The organism is Treponema primitia ZAS-2, assembly GCF_000214375.1.
Classification (GTDB): domain Bacteria; phylum Spirochaetota; class Spirochaetia; order Treponematales; family Breznakiellaceae; genus Termitinema; species Termitinema primitia.
In genome coordinates this window covers 1,050,772-1,068,946 of the sequence record NC_015578.1, presented here as the reverse complement: position 1 = coordinate 1,068,946, position 18,175 = coordinate 1,050,772, and the positions used below count along the sequence as shown (strand labels likewise).

Below are 18,175 nucleotides of genomic sequence, written 5' to 3'. Positions count from 1 at the left end.
AACTCCTCTCTTAAAGTTTCAGCAAGGACAGGGCGTTGGCCGCCCTGATCTGTTTCATTCCGACGCTTGGTATTTCCAGGACTGCCTTCTCCTGGGAAAACCCGCAGGAGACAACACAGTCAGGGATACTGTTGCCCTTGTACTGCCCGCATACAGCACATTTATCAAGCTCTATCATCAAATCCCCACAGACATAGGCGATAGCATTACTATCGCATTTAATACTACAGGGAAACTCGGCACAGTCCGCGCACCGTACCACTATTGGCTCCCCTGCCGGCGGCCTTGCCGGCTCCCCTTTCAGGGTCTCTGCCCCGGACAGGGCCTCGGGCAAAAAATCCCTTTGTTCCGGGCCGGATTTTCCCTGGGCAGTTTTTTTCACGCCCTTCATACAGCCCCTACCCCGGTAATCCGCTCACCGTGACTGTAAATGTTCATGTAAGCGCGCCCCACAAAACCCGCCAGGGTTATCCCCGCTTCTTCCGCCTTTCTTACCGCCCCGGCGCTGACCGCCCCGTGGCACAGCAATACTGCAAGCCCCAGGGATTCTATCATCCTGAACATTTCAAGGGCCAGCCGGCTGCTTATCAGCAAAATCTTCCCCCGGGGATCAACGCTGCCCAGAATTATTTTGCCGATTAATTTTGCCAGGGCATTGTGGCGGGCCACATCTTCGGCAAACAAAAGTATCTGTTTGCCGTCGGTCAGGGCCATGGCATGGGCCGCCCCGGTAGCCTGGAACAACTCGCACTGGGCGTTAAAGCTTTCCCAGACAGCATATATATCGTCGGGGGAAAGGGAAATTTCCTCCGGGAAAACCCGAGTGTCCGCATCGGCGACAGTTCCACTGTTCCGAATGGACAAAGAAACGGAGTCACTATCTATGGACAGTGCCTCTATCTCTTTTTTATCCCTGAAGTATCCCTTTGAAAAAGCGTAGCCCACGGCCAGTTCCTCCAAATCAGCCGGACAACAGGCAAAGATGTTGACCTGTTCCCCGTTGATAAACAGGGTACAGGGCTCCTCTTTAATTACCCGGTCGATTCGCCTATGGCGGCCCGTTGCGTCTATACGGACAATATCCCGCTCTTCCCAACAGGCCGCGCCCTGCTCCCTTCCACTCACAGTTTCACAATCCGCGTACCCGCTTCTCAGACCAGAGCAGCGACAGCAGCGCTTCTGCGCTTATCCGCTACGCTTTCGCTCAAGTCATCCTCGGTAACCAGGGCCAAGGCTTGGGTGGGGCAGACCTTCACACAGGAGGGGCTGTCTGCAACACCGGCGCAGAGATCGCACTTATTGGCGATCTTCCTGGGTGACCCGTCGTGCTGGACTTCTGCGGTTTCCACGATTTCCACCGCACCGAAGGGGCAGGCTATGACGCAGTTTTTGCAGCCTATACACTTCTTGGTGTCCACAAGCACCACATTGTCCCTCACGTAGATGGCCCCTGAGGTACAGGATGCCTTGCAGGCGGGATTTTCGCAGTGCCGGCAATGGACCGGGGCGCTGACCCGGGCGGTCTTAACCATGAAAAGCCGGGGATTAAAGTTATAGGCGTCGGGGTCGATTTCAAATATCCGTTTACCCTCATGGGCAACCACGCAGCTTATCAAACAGGTTCTACACCCTATGCAGCGAATCGGGTTTGCTTTTATGAAAGAGTTCATGCTAAAACCTCCTCTTTTACAATGTGCATCCGTGAACGGAGGTCTTCGTAGATACGGGCGACCTCTTCTTTAGCCCAGGCCTGGTCCTTGATCTTTTCCACCCGGGCGGCGCAGTATTTGTACTCCGGCGTGCGGCTGGCAGGGTCAAGGGAAGAAATGGTCAATTCATTGCACGCCCCTATCCACCACTGGTAGGTCATGTACACCGCGCCCTGCTTTACCCGTTCTGTGGGCTTGCAGCGGGTGTAGACGCTGCCCCGTTTGGAGAAAACCTTCACGATCTCCCCTTCCCGGAGCCCCAGTTTATCGCAATCCTCCAGGGACATTTCGACCCAGCCGGGTTCGTCCTCCAGGTTGCGCAGCATACGGCAATTTCCCGTCATGGTACGCACCGAATAGTGCCCCACCTCGCGGACCGTACAGAGGGAAAGGGGGAATTCCGTATTCTCCACTTCCGTTGGCGGGTGATAGGGGGAGGTCTTTAATATGCCGATACCGTCCGGGGTGGCAAAGTGGCCATCCTTGTGGAGGAACATGGTTCCCGTGTCCTCATGTCCCTTGTCCCAGCAGGGCCATTGGACGCTGCCCTGGCGTTCCATTTTTTCATAGGTGGCGCCGGTAAACTTGGGACAGAGATCGATCATCTCGTTCCAGATTTCTTCAGTATTGTTGTAGTGCATGGGATAGCCCATGGCGGTGGCGATACGGCAGGTGATTTCCCAATCCGGCAGGACATTGCCCTGGGGTTCCAGTACTTTGCGAACCCGCTGGAAGCCCCGGTCGGAACTGGTATAACAGCCGTCATGCTCGCCCCAGGCAGTGGCGGGCAAAACAGCGTCGGCGTGTTCGGCGGTCTTGTTCCAGAAAATGTCCTGAACCACCACAAAGTCAACCTGGTCCAGGGTCTCGCGGATTTCTTCCAAATCCGGGTCTGACTGGGCCGGATCTTCCCCAGTTATATAGTAGGCATGTATCCGCTTTGCAGGATCCTTTTCGTGAATCACAAATTCCGGAACCCGGGTAAGCTGAATGCCCGCTTTATTGGAAAGTTTTACCCCCCAGGCTTTTTCAAACTTTGCCTGTATTTCCGGGTCCGTAACATTCTGGTACCCCGGGTACACATCCGGCAGGTCCCCCATGTCGCAGGTACCCTGCACATTGTTCTGCCCCCGGACAGGCCCGGTGCCGCAGCTGGGCCGACCGAAGTTCCCGGTGAGCATGGCAAGGCTGCAGCAGCATTTAACCGTTTCAACCCCCTGGGAAAATTGGGTGATCCCCATACCCCACAGGATAACTGAATGCTTGGAGCTGGCGTACTTCCGGGCGGTAAAGCGTATGTCCTCAGGAGAAAGGCCGGTGATTGTCGCGGCGTATTCGGGGGTATATTCTTTGACAATTTCCCAGAATTCGTCAAAGCCCTTAGTATGGAGCTTAACAAATTCATGGTCGATTAAGTCTTCGCTGATAATCACATTCGCCAGGGAATTCACCAAAGCTACATTTGACCCGCCCTTCAACTGCAAATGCAGGTCCGAGATCCGGGCGGTTTCGGTGATCCGGGGGTCCGCGCAGATAATAAAGGCGCCTTTTTCCTTGGCCTTGACGATACGGCGGGCCACGATGGGGTGGGAAGCCGCCGCATTATAGCCGATGTTGAAAATAACCTCGGCATTCTCAATTTCCGGGATGGACAGGGACATGGCCCCTTCGCCAATGGTCTGCCGTGAACCGGCGACAGAAGCGGCGTGGCAAATCCGGGCGCAGTGGTCGATATTGTTGGTCCCCATAACCGCCCGGGTAAACTTCTGGGTAATGTAACCCGCTTCGTTTCCCGGTCCCCGGGCCGAAGCTGCGCCGAGGAAAGAATCGGGGCCCCATTTCTCTTTGATCTTCTTGAAGTTATCCGCCACAAATTTGATGGCTTCATCCCAGCTCACCACTTCCAGGGGCGAACCCTTCCCGTTCTTGCGGATCATGGGTTCCTTCAAGCGTTTAGTCAATATCTGGGGATCATTCAGATAATCCCAGCCGTACCAGCCCTTCAAACAGGCGGTTCCCTCGTTCGTTCTGCCCCAGACCGGATGCACATCCAAAATTTTGTTTGCATCCTGGTCAACGGTGAACAAAAGCTGACAACCTGTCCCGCAGTAACAACAGGTCGTCTGAATTTCCTTAACGGAAACTTTCTTTGCCATAAAACCCCTCTCCTGGTATATGGATAGACCAATGTGTGGATAAATATATAGATAAATATATATCTATAATATAAGTTATTATATCACCCTTATTTACAGGGGTCAAGAAAATAGTGGCCTATATAATTGTCCTGAACCTCTCAATAGGATATATTGTTAGGTATGGAAGATACCCTTCCCATTGCAGAACAGATGATCCTCATTGGCGCCACAGGGCGGAATGCGGGAAAAACAGTGCTGGCAACGGAGCTGATACGTTTATTTAAGGATGATTTCACCGTGATCGCCCTCAAGACTACCACGGTGACCCAAGTGGGGGAGCCCTGTCCCCGGGGCGGAAAAGGCTGCGGGGCTTGCAGTATTTCTACACCCTATGTGCTTGAAGAAGAGGGGATTTCCAGCGGCAGGGATATCCCCGCCGAATGCGCGGGGAACTGCGTTGCAAGTAGCGCTGAAAAAGACACCTCCCGGCTGCTCCAAGCCGGAGCAAAGCGGGTTTTCTGGCTCCGGTCTGTGAAGCCCAGCCTGGCAGAAGGTTTTAGTGAATTTCTGAAACAGATACCCCCGGCGGCGCTTATCATCGGCGAATCAAACAGCCTGCGGGAAGTGGTGAAGCCGGGCTGTTTTATCATGGTCAAGGCCGGAGAAGGGGAACAGGTAAAACCCAGCGCTGCCCGGGTGGCGGACCTGGCCCAGATAACGGTGGATAGCCCCATTACGGCGGAGAGGCTGAAAGGTGTGATGGCGGCTTTGAATGTGAGCCGGGATGCGGGGGGGCGGATACAGGTTAGGGCGGAGGGGTAAGGTCATTTCTAAGCCGGAGTAATAGCCCTCAACCCCCTACCCCACACCCCATACCCTCTACTATAATATCGTCATGGAATGGATAAGCTTGGAAAAAGCCCAGGAACTGATCCTGAGCAAGACCTCCCCCATCGAAGAAATTCAGCGCCTCCCCCTCAATAAGGCCCTGGGGTTTATTGCCGGGGAAACCATCCATGCCCCCATGGACAATCCCCCCTTTGACCGCTCCCCTCTGGACGGCTTTGCCCTCCGCAGCGGGGACACCCCGACTGCGTCGGCGGATAAACCGGTGCGGCTGCGCATTACCGGGGTCGTATACGCCGGCGGTGTCTTTGAGCGCCCCCTTGTGCCGGGGGAAGCGGTGCGGATCATGACCGGGGCTGCCATGCCTCTAGGCGCGGACTGCATGGTCCCCCTGGAGGATGTGCGGACCGAAGCCGGGGAGCTGCTGGTATTCCGTCCTGTCAAAGCGCAGGAAAACTACGTGTTTCGGGGTGAGGATATACCCAAGGGGGAACCGCTCGTCCAGGAAGGGGAATGGCTCGGGGCAGTCCATCTGGGGCTACTTGCGTCCATGGGTATGGATACCGTACCAGTACTGCGCGCCCCGCGGATCGGCCTCCTCTGTACCGGGGACGAACTTACCCCGGCAGGCCAGCCCCTGGCGCCGGGAAAAATATATTCCAGCAACGATACTATGCTCTCCGCGCGGCTGGAAGAATTTGGTTTTCATGCCCGGCTCCTGCCTGCAATGGCAGATGACGCCGCTACGGTAGCCGCCAGAATTGCTGCGGAGGCTGGGAACCTGGATATGTTCATCACCACCGGCGCGGTGAGCGTGGGCGACAAGGACATCATGCCTGAAGTGTTTACCCTGCTGGGGGCAGAACAGCTTTTCTGGCGTGTAGCCTTCAAGCCCGGCAGCGCCGTCCTCTGCGGGGTGTACCGGAACACGCTTCTCCTCTGCCTGTCCGGTAACCCCTTCGCCAGTTTTACTAGCTTTGAACTCCTGGCGCGCCCGGCCCTGGCAAAACTGGCCCGCCGCAGAGACCTGGAAACCCGCCGTATCCTGGCCCGCCTGAAAGACCCCTTCCTCAAGAAAAGCCCCACCCGCCGCTTTATCCGGGCAAAACTCACAGAGCCAGAAAACCGGGACCTTCCTTTTGTAAGCCTGCCCGAAGGCCACTCTTCGGGGCAGATCCGGTCCCTTTTGGGCTGCAACTGTTTCGTAGACATCCCGGCGCAGAGTACTGCTCTGAATGAGGGCAGCGAGGTTGAGGTGGTACTATTCTAGCAGCGATGGCTTGACCGGTCCAGGATAGCGAATTAATATATAAAGAAGCGCCGATAAGAAAGGCATAAGGTGGTATAATGGAGAAACAAATAACCATAAACTATCCCGAAACTCTGGCATTTTCCCTTAAAATGCAAAGTGAAGAATTCGGCCAGGAAATGAAAACCCTTTCTCTGGTAAAACTCTACGAACTTGGGAAAGTTTCTTCCGGTATAGCTGCAAAAGCCCTGGGTATCCCGAGGATTGCTTTTTTGGATGTGCTTTCAAATTACCATGTTTCCATATTCGCCGAGGCTGATGAGTTAGGAGCCGATTTTGCAGCGCTTAAAGGCCGTCTCTAATACCACGCCAATTATTACCCATAATGAAAAAAGGATACGCCCGAAATTTCAGGCCGAAGCATAAGGCGGCGGCCCTATGCAAAAGTGTTCCCCAACAAAGTCGGCTGGCACCTTTCCGGCTAGGAGGGTTTTATTTTTTACTCATTTATGTGAAATGCCTAAAGGGTTCTTGAAAAATGATGAAAACTAATATTATATAGAACCATAGGAATATATAATGATGGATAAAGATTCTCTTGAAGTAGCTAAAGATTTAGTTAAAGAAGTGGGGAAAGCTGTTTATAATGATGGTGGGAAACCTATCGTTGAACCAACCGGAGAATTAATTGGGTTAATTCCCAGGGCAATAAAGGCTGCCCTATTGCCTCTGGAAAAATGGATTATTTCTAAAGAATACAACTTATCAGAAACAAAATTATTATTAAACATAAAATTGGAAAATATCAACCCTGAGAACATTGAACCGCCTGAAACTCATATAGCCGTACCTGCACTTCAATATATTAGTTATTGTATGGATAATATTGAATTACGAAATATGTATGCTAATTTATTGGCTGCTTCAATGAACAAAGTGGTAAAAAACGGAGTACACCCAGCTTTTGTTGAAATAATAAAACAGCTTTGCCCAAATGAAGCAAAAATATTAAAATATTTAAAACAAAAAACTGCCATTCCAATTATAACATTACGATATGAAATAGATAATACAGGCATCGGTATGAATATACTAGAGCATTTTTCAAATGTTGGAGAAAAATGTGATTGCGAACCACCAATAAAGATACAGCATTATTTTGATAATTTTAATAGACTTGGGATAACTTATATCCCTCCGGATTATTTATTGACAGAAAACAATATTTATGAAGAACTAGAAAATCATCCTTTTATTAAAGAAAAAATGGTCATTCCAGAAAATTATAAGGCAAAAGGTTATAAAACAAATAAAATTAATAAAAAAGGATTATTTCTTACTGCTTTCGGGAAAGAATTTTGTAAAACTTGTATTGATTAAATCTGATTTTTGCTATAAAATATTTCTATGAATATTCGTTATAAAGGAGAAACAAAAATCGGTGTGCTGTATAAAGAGTGCATTTATGAAACAAATTCTATACCTGGTGATTATTATTGTATAAAAGATGATAGTAATAATGATAATTTTTATGAAAAGAAATTATTTGAGATAATCGAAGAAACAATAATGAAAGTAAAATTTATTGGTAAATCAAGTTTTTCACTAATTAATGGAAACATATACGAAGTAATAGGGATTAAAAATGATTATAATGATAAAAAGTATCAGATTATTGACGAAACAAAGGAAGACTATTTATTCGATTCAAAATATTTTGAGATTATTTGAGAACAAGATAATCGAAGCAAAATGTGAAAACTGGCCTATAGCCATTTAAACTGGAACTTGAAAAATGAAAGAAAAATTGAACCAAGAATTTATAGAAAATATCTCTAAAATCATAAAAGGTGGAAAACAAGCCGCTATTGAGGTTCAAAAACGATATGGAAATATTATAAAAAAAGAAGAAGACAAATATGGGAATATTACTTTAATACTCTGGATTATCTTTATTATAATCCTATAAGAGCTGAAATGGCTTTGAAAGATTATTCCGAAGACGAATAAATAAATTTATAGGATTAATAGATGAAATATACCGAAGATCAGTTAAACCAAATTAATAATTATTTTTTTGGCATTCCGAAAATATATGCTGATATTGTTGAAAAAATATGCAGTAAAGAAAAAATAGTAAAAAACAATAAAGCAAGAGAATATTTAATTCATGGCGTAAATAGGCGGATAAATATTTTGAATCAATGTATTGAGAATATATTTGAAATATATCCTCCTGATAGAAATACCTTGTTGGGATTAAGTAATGTAACAACTATTTGTATTAACTTACACGCTTTTTTAATAAATGTATATGGAATAATCGAAAATTTAAGCTTATTTATTGCATACGAAAATAATTTATTTGACCCATCAATTTCAGAAAAAAAGCAAAGAAATAAAATGGGACTATATAAAAAGGATTTTTATATAAAATTGAATGATAATTTGAAAAATCATTTTTCGAGTGAGAAATCGCAAGCTTGGTATAATGAATATGCAAAAAACTATCGGGATGCTCTGGCCCATAGAATTCCGCCATATGTACCACCCATGGAATTAAGTGATGAAGATATAAAAATGAGAAACGAGATTGAAGAAAAAATTAATAATTATAAAGCTGATGGTACAAATTATAATGAATTACATGAAATGTTGAACAAAACATGGACCATAGGAAGTCCAGCTAATTATTTCTTGCATTCTTTTTCAGAAAAATCAAAATTAGTTCCTATACATATTCAAATTATTAATGATATGATTACAATTAAAGAAATGATATTTATTGTTCTGGATAATATATGAAGAAATAATTACAATTTTCAAGGGTGAACCAATATGCCTGCCTTCTGGTGGCGCAAGGGCACCGGGCGCAAAAATTTATTCCCCGGTCATCTGGAGTATGCAAGTAATTATATGGCAATATTCCCACAATAAGAGTTATAAATCATTTACTAAAATGTAATCATATAGTATACCATATAAGAAAGGAGTGGATAATGGCAGATTTACACAAGAGAATAACTAAAATAAAAACAGGAGATGAATGTTTAACATTTAATGGAGCAAATACCGAATATAGTATAGCTGATTTTTGGAAATGGAGCGTTTCTGACTTATTAAGCAATGCAACACGGGGAAGGTTTGCTGAATTTATAATAGCAACAGCAATGGGTATAGATTTATCCGAAGTTAGAAGTGAATGGAGTGAATACGATCTGGAAACTGAGGATGGAATAAAAATTGAAGTTAAATCATCTGCATATTTGCAAACATGGGATCAATTTGATTATTCCAAGATAATATTTTCAATTAAAAAAAGAGGTGACTGGAAAATAAAATTGAATAAAAACGAATTTAATAGACCTTCTGACATTTATGTTTTTTGCTTATTAAAACATAAAGAAAAGAAAACGGTTAATCCATTAAACATGGACCAATGGGTGTTTTATGTATTATCGACAAATAAGATAGATACTATTTTCAAAAACAATAGTTCAATATCATTAAAATCATTGGAAAAATTAACTGAGGGCATAAAATATAATGAGATAAAAGATAAAATTGTAGCTGAATGTAAAATAATATAATGCGGCAATAGAGTAAAAACTCATATTGGGGCAATAAAAACTCAGAAAACAGTCGGACAGTATGTATAATATGCCCTTAAAAATTATTGAAAATCCTAGTAGTGACAGTAGACAATATAAGATAAAAAGGTTACCATAAAATATGGATGAAATTAACTATTTACCATCTCCCTTTAAAAGTGAAAATCACATTCAAAAATATTCTGTAGATAAAATAATAGAACAAATTTCTCTGGGACAAAGACTCGATTATATATTTTTTTGGAAAACAGACAAACACAATTTATCAACAGGCTGTTTTAGCCAATGGCAGGAATCAGATTTTACAGTAGGTGAATTTAATTATAGCTGCGCAGAACAATATATGATGGCACAAAAGGCTTTATTATTTAATGATAAGGAAACTTTTGAAAAAATATTATCGACAATAAACCCAAAAGAAATGAAAGCGCTTGGGCGGCAAGTCAAAAACTTCAATGCAAATGCGTGGGATAAAGCCAAATACAAAATAGTTCTGGATGGCAATTTTTATAAGTTTACTCAAAATGAAGGCATGATGGAAATATTATTATCTACCGGAAATAAAATATTGGTTGAAGCCAGCCCTTTTGACAAAATATGGGGTATAGGTATTGACGAAGATAATAAAAATATACAGGAACCAAGTTACTGGAAAGGTGAAAATATTTTAGGATTTGCATTAATGGAAGTAAGAGAAGAAATAGCAAATATTTATAAGTTAAAGGTGTAAATATCATCATGGAAAATGCCAATGGAGGCTTTGTTTATGTACTGGTTTCTCAGAATACAAATTATATAAAAATTGGCGGTACTGATTATCCACCATTGAAACGGATAAAAGAAATAAATGCAACTGAACCCTATAAACAATTTGGCCCCTGGGCATTAGGTGATTTCCGGCAGGTGAATGATTGGAGAAAAGTAGAATACAATTTGCATTATATTTTTAGAAGCAAATTAGTCAAAGAAATTGAAGGGCAAAAAGAATTATTTTCAATAAGCCTTTATGAAGCATCAATAAAATTAAATGAAATCGACCCAAATGAAATTATTAGAAAACCAAAAGTTGACAGGATGTTTCAAGACGATGATTTTAGTAAATACATAATGCAGCTATTTAGTTTTACAGGCTTGCTGCATTGGCTGGATATTCAAGGCATTTGGACTTTTGTGCTTTTCCCAATGACAAATGGCGGAAGATATTATACCATAAATATTGGACCCCATGAAGTAGCATTTAGTACATTAAATACCAAAAACAAAAAATCAACACATATGATACTCATGGATAAATTAGTATTTGATTATAAACCGGTTATTGAGTGGGTAAAAAATCATAATGGAAATATACAAGAGGAAGCCTATGACAGGGCATTACCCCGTTCTGTCTCTATAGTATACGAAGGCGATTTTAATGTTGCAGAAGAATTTATGCACCTGGATGGGATACGAAGGGCCATTATAGCATATTGGACAGAAAGTTTAATTTTGTTAAAGGAAAAGGGAGTGGCAAGCTCTTATGCAAAGCATCATAACTATAATGCGATTGCTGAATTAAATATCAAAATGAAACAATCCGGGCTATAAAAGATACAGCATAACCCGCAGGTTCCTACTATGATTTTTGCCGTATTATCCTACAAACCTCCTTTACAAATCAATCCAGTATAGAGTATCATCTATAATAGTAAAGAAAATCTATACCATATTATTAGGGTTGTCAATGGAAAACGAAAGAGAACGGTTCAATTTTATCCAAAAAACCACCGGCCTAACCAAAAAGGGCTTTGCCGAAAGCCTCGGCCTTTCCAAAGCCCTGGGCTACCAAATTTCCACCGGTATGCTCAAACCCTCCCGTGAAACCCTAGAAAAGCTTTCATTTATATATAACGTCAACCTAAACTGGTTCCTTCTGGGGGAAGGCTCCCCCTTTGAAACCGAAAAAGCCACTATCAAGCTGCTTCGTCAGGAAGCCGCCGCCGGACAGGGCCGGGAGATAGAAGACTACGCCGAGGAGGAGACCCTCAAACTCCCCCGATCCCTTATCAGCCCCTACCGCCCGGAGAACTTACAAGCCGTCTATGTCGCCGGGGATTCCATGATAGGCGAACACATCTACAATGGTGATGCGGTTATTTTCCACCCTGGCCTTACCGAAGGCAACGGCATCTATGTCCTGTCCCTGGACACCTCCCTACTGGTCAAGCGGGTATCCTTTGACGAGCTACCCCGGTCGGTCTTCCTCATCAGCGCCAACCCTGCCTATCCTCCCCGGCAGATAAGCGGGGCGGAACTGGAAAATCTGCGGATCCAGGGGCGGGTGGTTACTTGCGTGCATAGGGTTTGATAGTATAATAAGGTCATAAGGAGACCCGCCATGCCCGAACCAGCCAAACGAGACCCCAAAGCCCCACGATTCCTTCAGATTACCATCAAGGACAGCGAGGGCAAAGAATGGACCACAACTATCGCCCAGCCCAAAGACTTCTCCTCCGGATCAGTCGGCTTTTACGCTTCCGATAAAATAACCAATCCGGAAAGCGGCGAGCGATATCAATGCGGGCTGACCTTTACGCTTATCGGGTCAAAGCCGGGAAAATAGGATTTCTTTAAAATGAATAGAGATTTGCAAACAAAGGCTGAAAGGTCTAATAAAATAAAACAATCCATATTTAATTTTCTTGATATGGAAACAAGAAAAATTGTTCTCTCTATTCTTCCAAATAATGAATGGCGCTTTCTGCCACCTAATTTCTCTGATAGTAACAGCATTGAAATTTTTGAAGACTATTTCTTTGTCATTGAAAAATTTTTAAACACCCATATAATTCCCCAGAAATACTACATATTCCATTCATCAAAACTAAAAAACCAATTAATGGAAAATAGTGATATTGAAACACAGTTAAAAAAAAGGATCAAATACTTTCAATGCGAAACTAAAAAAATAAATGACAGGTCATATAATTTTCTTCCAAACTCTGCATATACATATTATACTGATGAATCAAAAGATAAAAATCACAGAAAGTATATTAATGATTTTTTATTTAATTCTTTTAGAATACGGCATTTTCATTTGGTTAAGAATAAAGATAATGATTTGATCTTTTATGTGATCTTTAAAGATAATCTCTATCTTATTAATAAAGGAAATCATAATTCCATATACGAGGAAGAGACGCCAAAAATTTTAATTGAAGAATTTCCTGAATTATTAGAGCCATTAGGAATCCATAAATTATCATCCGCCAATGACCCAGGTTACCCTTGTTGGGGTAAGGAATTGGAGTGTCAATTAAAAAATGGAAGATCGGTTATTCCTTTAATTAACGATTGTTTGTATATGCCCGCATTAATGTCCCGGGATGGCATGGACTCGCAGCCATTCAGTATTTTAATTACCATTCTAAAAAAACTTGATATTCAAATTGATAAAATGCTCACTCTTCTTAAAAATAGCCAACAAGATATTTTTATAGCAGAGGAAAATAGCAAAATGTCCTTAAAACTTGGTGGTATTTATATTGCGGATAGAAATTCTAATTTTGAATATTGTATTGGCTTGCCATATTTCAAGAACCTACAATTAGTTGATAGAATTAATTCCTATAAAATAAACTCAAAAGAGGCGACAGCATGAACCCCTTTGAAACCGTAATCCAAAAATACCGTGACACCGCCTTCTCCGAACGGGACAAAGGCTACCGCTTTGAAAAACTCATGCAGGAATACCTCAAATCCGATCCCCTCTATGCTGCTCAGTGGAGCAATGTCTGGCTATGGGGCGATTTCCCCTCACGGAAGGACTTTTCTGGCAAAGATACCGGAATAGACCTCGTTGCCCGGACTATCCACGGCGATTATTGGGCTATCCAATGTAAATGTTTCAAAGAAGATACCCGGATCAACAAACCAATGGTAGACACCTTTCTGTCTACCTCCGGCAAATCCTTTTACGATGTTCTGGAGCCGGGTAAAAAAGTCCGTTTCTCATGCCGCTTATGGCTTGATACCACCATAGCCGGGTTTAACCCCGAAGCTGAAAACACCATAAAAGGCCAAACCCCGGAAGTCATACGGCGGGGGTATTTAGATTTAGTTGACGCCCCCGTAGATTGGGCCAAACTGGACAAAGGAAGTTCCGGCGAACAGGCCGTAAAAAAGCGGTACAGCCCCAAACCCCACCAGCAGACTGCCATAGATGCTACCCATAACTACCTTAAAACCAGCGACCGGGGCAAACTGATAATGGCCTGCGGAACCGGCAAGACCTTTACCAGCCTTCGCATACTCGAGAACGAAACCGGGGGGGAAGGCTTTGCCCTTTTCCTTGTCCCCTCTATCGCCCTTTTAGGCCAAACCCTCCGGGAATGGTCCGCCCAGGCACAGGAACCCCTATACCCCATCTGTATTTGTTCAGATGCCCAAGTGTCAAAAACCAAGGACGATGATTCTGTCGTTGATTTAGCCTTGCCAGCTTCCACCAACATTAAGAACATTACCCAGCAATACGACCGTGCCATAGCTTCACAAAAGAAGTCAGGCGGCTTAGTGGTAGTATTTTCAACCTACCAATCCATAGACGTAATCAGCCAGGTACAAAAATCCATAAACAAGCAGAAACAAGGCTCATTTCTATTTGACCTTATAATATGCGACGAAGCTCACCGCACCACCGGTGTAACTATTTCCGGCCAGGATGAATCGGCCTTTGTAAAAGTCCACGACGACAAATTCCTCAAAAGCAAAAAACGAATCTACATGACCGCCACCCCCCGGCTCTATTCCGAATCGGCGCAGAAAAAGGCAAAAGAGGCGGATGCTCTTTTATGCTCCATGGATGATACCAAATTATACGGTGAAGAAATGTACCGTATTGGTTTTGGCGAGGCCGTAGATAAAGAATTATTATCCGATTATAAAGTCATTGTCTTAACCATCGAAACAGAGCAATTAAACGAAAAATTAAAAGCCGCTATAGAAAAGCATAATTCAAATGAAAACAAGGAAATCGAAGTAGAGGATGCATTAAAAATTATCGGTTGTATCAATGCCCTTTCCAAAAAATCCTTAACCGACAAAGAAATCTTTGAAAACATAGACCCCCAGCCCATGCACAGCGCCGTTGCTTTTTGTCAGAATATCGCCATATCAAAGGCAACAGCCGAAGCTTTTAATGATGTTCGGGAAGCCTATTTTGAAAGCCTCACCGAAGAACAGCGCAAGGAAATTGTTACCGTAGAATCCAAACATGTAGACGGTACCATGGGAGCGCAGACCAGGGAACGGAAATTGCAATGGCTTAAATCGGCGGATACCGGAAAGCAGGATTGCCATATCCTTAATAATGTCCGCTGTCTTTCCGAGGGTGTAGATGTTCCATCCCTGGACGCCGTTATGTTCCTGTCCGCCCGGAACAGCCAGATTGATGTAGTCCAGTCCGTAGGCCGGGTAATGCGTAAAGCCCCCAATAAAAAATACGGCTATATCATAATCCCTGTGGTTGTACCGAGTACAGCGGAACCGGAAAAAATCCTTGCATCCGACCGCTTTAATGTAGTATGGACCGTCCTTAATGCCCTCCGCGCCCACGATGACCGTTTTAACGCTACCATCAATAAAATAGAACTCAATAAAAAGAAGCCCGATAAAATTAAAGTAACCGGAACCAGTATAGGCGGGGCTGCCGCCGATGGAGACGATGACAGCGGAAGCGGCGCCGCAAAGGACCGAAAACTAAAATCCGAATTCCAGAAACAAATGGAACTGGAATTCGCCCAATTCCAGGGCTACATTTATGCCAAGATGGTACAGAAATGCGGCAACCGTTTATACTGGGAACAATGGGCCGCCGATGTTGCTAAAATTGCCGAGCGTCATATCGAACAAATCACCGCCATTGTCTCGCAGGAAGGAAAACCCAAGGACGAATTCACCCGCTATCTATCGGGCTTACAGAAAAACATAAACCCTTCCGTATCACAGAAAGACGCAATAGAAATGCTGGCCCAGCACATCATTACCCAGCCTGTATTTGAAGCCCTTTTTGAGGATTATTCTTTCGTCAAAAACAACCCCGTATCCCAATCCATGCAGGGTATTATCAATGTCCTTAATGAAAAAACCACCAAAGAGGACAGCGAGCAGCTTGACCGCTTCTATGTATCGGTCCGCAAACGTGCCGAAGGTTTAGACAACGGAGAAGCCAAACAAAGGGTAATCAGCGACCTTTACGATAAATTTTTCCGCACTGCTTTCCCGCTGGTAACGGAAAAATTGGGGATAGTGTATACTCCGGTGGAAATTGTAGATTTTATTATTCACAGCGTTGAAGATGTTTTACAAAAGGAATTCTCCCGCAGCTTATCCGATGAGAATGTCCATATCCTTGACCCCTTCACGGGGACCGGGACCTTTATAACCCGCCTGCTCCAAAGCGGCATAATCCGCCCGGAAGATTTAGAACGGAAGTATAACAAAGAAATCCACGCCAACGAAATAATGTTGCTGGCTTATTATATCGCTTCGATTAACATTGAGAACGTATACCATGATTTATTAAAATCTCTTGACCCCTATAACGAAATATTTTTAGAGCCTATTAAGGAATTAGCCGTTGCAGATTCCGGGGCAAAAGCTAAAATTAAGAAGTTCCCAAAGAAAGCGGCTAATCATGGGTATACAGCTTTTAATGGTATTTGTCTTACCGATACTTTCCAGTTAGGGGAGACTAAAGAAGGAGAAAATCTTTTTAGCGAGATATTCCCCCAAAACTCCCGCCGGGTGCAGGAACAGCAGAAAATGCCCCTCAGGGTAATTATTGGTAATCCGCCTTATTCTGTAGGACAGAAATCGGCAAATGATAATGCGCAGAATCAGGTATATCCTAGACTAGAAGCTCGAATTGCACAAACTTATGTTGAAACTTCCAATGCTAATTTGAATAAAGCGGCTTATGATAGTTATATTAAGGCATTTCGGTGGGCTTCTGACCGTTTAGACCCCAATAATGGTGGTATTATTGGCTTTGTTTCTAACGGTTCATGGCTTGACAGCAATGGTCTTGACGGTTTCCGTATGGCTCTTGAAAAAGAATTTTCAACAATTTATGTTTATAATTTACGAGGAAATCAACGCACAAGTGGAGAACTAAGTCGAAAAGAAGGCGGTAAAATATTTGGTTCTGGTTCCAGAACGCCAGTATCAATTTCCATAATTGTTAAGAAACCAAATGAAATTGAAAATAAAGATGAAATTTTTTATAAAGACATTGGGGATTATTTAAGTAGAGAGGAAAAACTCAATATTGTTAGCACGGCGCAAAGTATACTTAACCCTTCAATAAAAATGACGCAGATCAAACCAAATAAACATGGGGACTGGATAAATAAACGTAATAGCAGGTTTAATGAATTTATACCAATAGAGGCTGAAAATAAATTCGATAGTAATTCACATTCATATTTTACAGCGCATTCATTAGGTATAGCCACTAATAAAGATGCATGGCTTTATAATTTTTCTGAAATCCTACTTACAAAAAACATTAAGGCTATGGTTAACTTTTATAATTCGCAAAGAGTTGATTACCAAAAATCAGAGAATGAGATTTATTCTAAAAATTGGGTAACTTATGATACAAGTAAAATAACTTGGACAGATATGTTTCTTAAAGATCTTGAAAATAACATCAAATATAATTTCGACAATAATTCATTATGTGTGTCTTTATACCGCCCTTTTGTAAAGCAAACATTTTGCTATGAAAAACAATTCATCCAAAGAACATATCAACAACAAAAGTTATTTCCAACAGCAGAATATAAAAATCATTTAATTTGTGTTTCTGGCGTAGGTGTTACAAAAGAATTTTCTTGTATAATTACCGATGTTTTACCAGACCTTGAAGTAATTGGAAAATCCCAATGTTTTCCTCTGTATTGGTATGAAAAGAAAGATAAGGTTCAGGGTGGATTATTTGAAAATGTAGATGATGAATATATTCGCCATGACGCTATTTCAGATTTTATTTTTGAACAGGCCAGAACCCGTTATGGGAACCGTGTGACAAAAGAAGACATTTTTTATTATGTCTACGGTATTCTCCATAGCCCGGAGTATCGCAAAACCTTCGCCAACGACCTTAAAAAAATGCTCCCCCGCCTTCCATTAGTAGAAAAGCCTCATGATTTTTGGGAATTTAGCGAAGCCGGAAAAAAACTTGCGGATCTTCATCTAACTTATGAGGATCAGAAGAAACCTGCCGAGGTTAAAGTAACAGGGGTAGAGAAAAAAGATTTTGTAGTTAATAAAATGGAATTCGCTAAAAAGGATAAGAAGGAACAGAAAGATACTATTATCTATAATGCCCAAATAACAATTTCTAACATCCCCGCTAAAGCCTATGAATATGTGGTAAACGGAAAATCTGCCATCGAATGGATTATGGAACGTTACGCTGTAACCACCCACAAAGAAAGCGGTATAACCAATAATCCCAATGATTGGGCTGCGGAACATGGGGATCCACGGTATATACTGGACTTATTGCTGTCAGTCATAAGCCTAAGTGTGAAAACGGTTGATATTGTAAATAGATTGCCAAAGGTTGAATAGAAA

At 43.0% G+C, this 18,175-nt stretch carries 18 protein-coding genes; 14 read left to right on the top strand and 4 right to left on the bottom strand.

Annotated features, from left to right (window positions below; translation table 11 throughout):
* Nucleotides 1-10: 10 nt before the first annotated feature.
* Genes TREPR_RS04775 through fdhF form a run of 4 tightly spaced genes read right to left on the bottom strand, consistent with a single transcriptional unit; the run spans nt 11 to nt 3,865 of the window.
* On the bottom strand, nt 11-391 hold the full coding sequence (locus tag TREPR_RS04775; protein WP_015707163.1) for a hypothetical protein: 381 nt from the start codon (nt 389-391) through the stop codon (nt 11-13).
* Nucleotides 388-1,125 (bottom strand): formate dehydrogenase accessory sulfurtransferase FdhD, encoded by a 738-nt coding sequence (locus tag TREPR_RS04770; RefSeq protein WP_015707162.1) that lies wholly within the window; start codon nt 1,123-1,125, stop codon nt 388-390. Before TREPR_RS04770 ends, TREPR_RS04775 begins: the two co-directional genes overlap by 4 nt.
* A gap of 26 nt (nt 1,126-1,151) precedes the next feature.
* Nucleotides 1,152-1,670, bottom strand: a complete 519-nt coding sequence (locus TREPR_RS04765) for a 4Fe-4S dicluster domain-containing protein (RefSeq protein ID WP_015707161.1) — start codon at nt 1,668-1,670, stop codon at nt 1,152-1,154.
* Complete coding sequence (fdhF, locus tag TREPR_RS04760; protein ID WP_015707160.1) at nt 1,667-3,865, bottom strand: formate dehydrogenase subunit alpha; 2,199 nt, start codon at nt 3,863-3,865, stop codon at nt 1,667-1,669. The genes TREPR_RS04765 and fdhF overlap by 4 nt, the downstream gene beginning before the upstream one ends.
* Before the next feature lie 162 nt (nt 3,866-4,027).
* Here fdhF and TREPR_RS04755 point away from each other — a divergent pair, with 162 nt between their 5' ends.
* The 14 genes from TREPR_RS04755 to TREPR_RS04695 all read left to right on the top strand — a co-directional run bounded on the left by TREPR_RS04755 (nt 4,028) and on the right by TREPR_RS04695 (nt 18,172).
* Complete coding sequence (locus TREPR_RS04755; protein ID WP_015707159.1) at nt 4,028-4,669, top strand: hypothetical protein; 642 nt, start codon at nt 4,028-4,030, stop codon at nt 4,667-4,669.
* Between the two features lie 73 nt (nt 4,670-4,742).
* On the top strand, nt 4,743-5,963 hold the full coding sequence (locus TREPR_RS04750) for a molybdopterin molybdotransferase MoeA (protein WP_015707158.1): 1,221 nt from the start codon (nt 4,743-4,745) through the stop codon (nt 5,961-5,963).
* Between the two features lie 77 nt (nt 5,964-6,040).
* Nucleotides 6,041-6,304, top strand: coding sequence for a UPF0175 family protein (locus TREPR_RS04745; protein ID WP_015707157.1), 264 nt, complete (start codon nt 6,041-6,043; stop codon nt 6,302-6,304).
* A gap of 217 nt (nt 6,305-6,521) precedes the next feature.
* Complete coding sequence (locus TREPR_RS17795; RefSeq protein ID WP_015707156.1) at nt 6,522-7,322, top strand: DUF4393 domain-containing protein; 801 nt, start codon at nt 6,522-6,524, stop codon at nt 7,320-7,322.
* A gap of 27 nt (nt 7,323-7,349) precedes the next feature.
* Nucleotides 7,350-7,673, top strand: coding sequence for a hypothetical protein (locus TREPR_RS04735; protein ID WP_015707155.1), 324 nt, complete (start codon nt 7,350-7,352; stop codon nt 7,671-7,673).
* Between the two features lie 64 nt (nt 7,674-7,737).
* The gene (locus TREPR_RS18565; RefSeq protein WP_015707154.1) at nt 7,738-7,911 is read left to right on the top strand and encodes a hypothetical protein; all 174 of its coding nucleotides are present in this window, start codon (nt 7,738-7,740) and stop codon (nt 7,909-7,911) included.
* 62 nt (nt 7,912-7,973) lie between these two features.
* A complete protein-coding gene (locus tag TREPR_RS04730) occupies nt 7,974-8,747 on the top strand; it encodes a hypothetical protein (protein ID WP_015707153.1) in 774 nt (257 codons plus the stop codon).
* 194 nt (nt 8,748-8,941) lie between these two features.
* On the top strand, nt 8,942-9,532 hold the full coding sequence (locus TREPR_RS04725) for a hypothetical protein (RefSeq protein WP_015707151.1): 591 nt from the start codon (nt 8,942-8,944) through the stop codon (nt 9,530-9,532).
* 142 nt (nt 9,533-9,674) lie between these two features.
* Entirely contained in the window at nt 9,675-10,283 is a 609-nt protein-coding gene (locus TREPR_RS04720; RefSeq protein ID WP_015707150.1) for a riboflavin biosynthesis intermediates N-glycosidase, read from the top strand.
* Nucleotides 10,284-10,291: 8 nt separating this feature from the next.
* Nucleotides 10,292-11,140, top strand: a complete 849-nt coding sequence (locus TREPR_RS04715; RefSeq protein WP_015707149.1) for a GIY-YIG nuclease family protein — start codon at nt 10,292-10,294, stop codon at nt 11,138-11,140.
* A 136-nt stretch (nt 11,141-11,276) separates the two neighbouring features.
* A complete protein-coding gene (locus tag TREPR_RS04710; protein WP_015707148.1) occupies nt 11,277-11,900 on the top strand; it encodes a S24 family peptidase in 624 nt (207 codons plus the stop codon).
* 30 nt (nt 11,901-11,930) lie between these two features.
* A complete protein-coding gene (locus TREPR_RS04705; protein ID WP_015707147.1) occupies nt 11,931-12,155 on the top strand; it encodes a hypothetical protein in 225 nt (74 codons plus the stop codon).
* A gap of 12 nt (nt 12,156-12,167) precedes the next feature.
* On the top strand, nt 12,168-13,196 hold the full coding sequence (locus TREPR_RS04700; RefSeq protein WP_015707146.1) for a hypothetical protein: 1,029 nt from the start codon (nt 12,168-12,170) through the stop codon (nt 13,194-13,196).
* An 80-nt stretch (nt 13,197-13,276) separates the two neighbouring features.
* On the top strand, nt 13,277-18,172 hold the full coding sequence (locus TREPR_RS04695; protein WP_245534790.1) for a DEAD/DEAH box helicase: 4,896 nt from the start codon (nt 13,277-13,279) through the stop codon (nt 18,170-18,172).
* The last annotated feature ends 3 nt before the right edge of the window (nt 18,173-18,175 follow it).

Excerpts from the sequence above, each read along its gene's own strand:
- TREPR_RS17795 (WP_015707156.1), top strand. The coding sequence starts at position 6,522 with ATGATGGATAAAGATTCTCTTGAAGTAGCTAAAGATTTAGTTAAAGAA.
- TREPR_RS04755 (WP_015707159.1), top strand. The coding sequence starts at position 4,028 with ATGGAAGATACCCTTCCCATTGCAGAACAGATGATCCTCATTGGCGCC.
- TREPR_RS04715 (WP_015707149.1), top strand. The coding sequence starts at position 10,292 with ATGGAAAATGCCAATGGAGGCTTTGTTTATGTACTGGTTTCTCAGAAT.
- TREPR_RS04745 (WP_015707157.1), top strand. The coding sequence starts at position 6,041 with ATGGAGAAACAAATAACCATAAACTATCCCGAAACTCTGGCATTTTCC.
- TREPR_RS04700 (WP_015707146.1), top strand. The coding sequence starts at position 12,168 with ATGAATAGAGATTTGCAAACAAAGGCTGAAAGGTCTAATAAAATAAAA.
- TREPR_RS04695 (WP_245534790.1), top strand. The coding sequence starts at position 13,277 with ATGCAGGAATACCTCAAATCCGATCCCCTCTATGCTGCTCAGTGGAGC.
- TREPR_RS04775 (WP_015707163.1), bottom strand. The coding sequence starts at position 391 with ATGAAGGGCGTGAAAAAAACTGCCCAGGGAAAATCCGGCCCGGAACAA.
- TREPR_RS04735 (WP_015707155.1), top strand. The coding sequence starts at position 7,350 with ATGAATATTCGTTATAAAGGAGAAACAAAAATCGGTGTGCTGTATAAA.
- TREPR_RS04765 (WP_015707161.1), bottom strand. The coding sequence starts at position 1,670 with ATGAACTCTTTCATAAAAGCAAACCCGATTCGCTGCATAGGGTGTAGA.
- TREPR_RS04730 (WP_015707153.1), top strand. The coding sequence starts at position 7,974 with ATGAAATATACCGAAGATCAGTTAAACCAAATTAATAATTATTTTTTT.
- TREPR_RS04750 (WP_015707158.1), top strand. The coding sequence starts at position 4,743 with ATGGAATGGATAAGCTTGGAAAAAGCCCAGGAACTGATCCTGAGCAAG.
- TREPR_RS18565 (WP_015707154.1), top strand. The coding sequence starts at position 7,738 with ATGAAAGAAAAATTGAACCAAGAATTTATAGAAAATATCTCTAAAATC.
- TREPR_RS04705 (WP_015707147.1), top strand. The coding sequence starts at position 11,931 with ATGCCCGAACCAGCCAAACGAGACCCCAAAGCCCCACGATTCCTTCAG.
- fdhF (WP_015707160.1), bottom strand. The coding sequence starts at position 3,865 with ATGGCAAAGAAAGTTTCCGTTAAGGAAATTCAGACGACCTGTTGTTAC.
- TREPR_RS04710 (WP_015707148.1), top strand. The coding sequence starts at position 11,277 with ATGGAAAACGAAAGAGAACGGTTCAATTTTATCCAAAAAACCACCGGC.
- TREPR_RS04720 (WP_015707150.1), top strand. The coding sequence starts at position 9,675 with ATGGATGAAATTAACTATTTACCATCTCCCTTTAAAAGTGAAAATCAC.
- TREPR_RS04725 (WP_015707151.1), top strand. The coding sequence starts at position 8,942 with ATGGCAGATTTACACAAGAGAATAACTAAAATAAAAACAGGAGATGAA.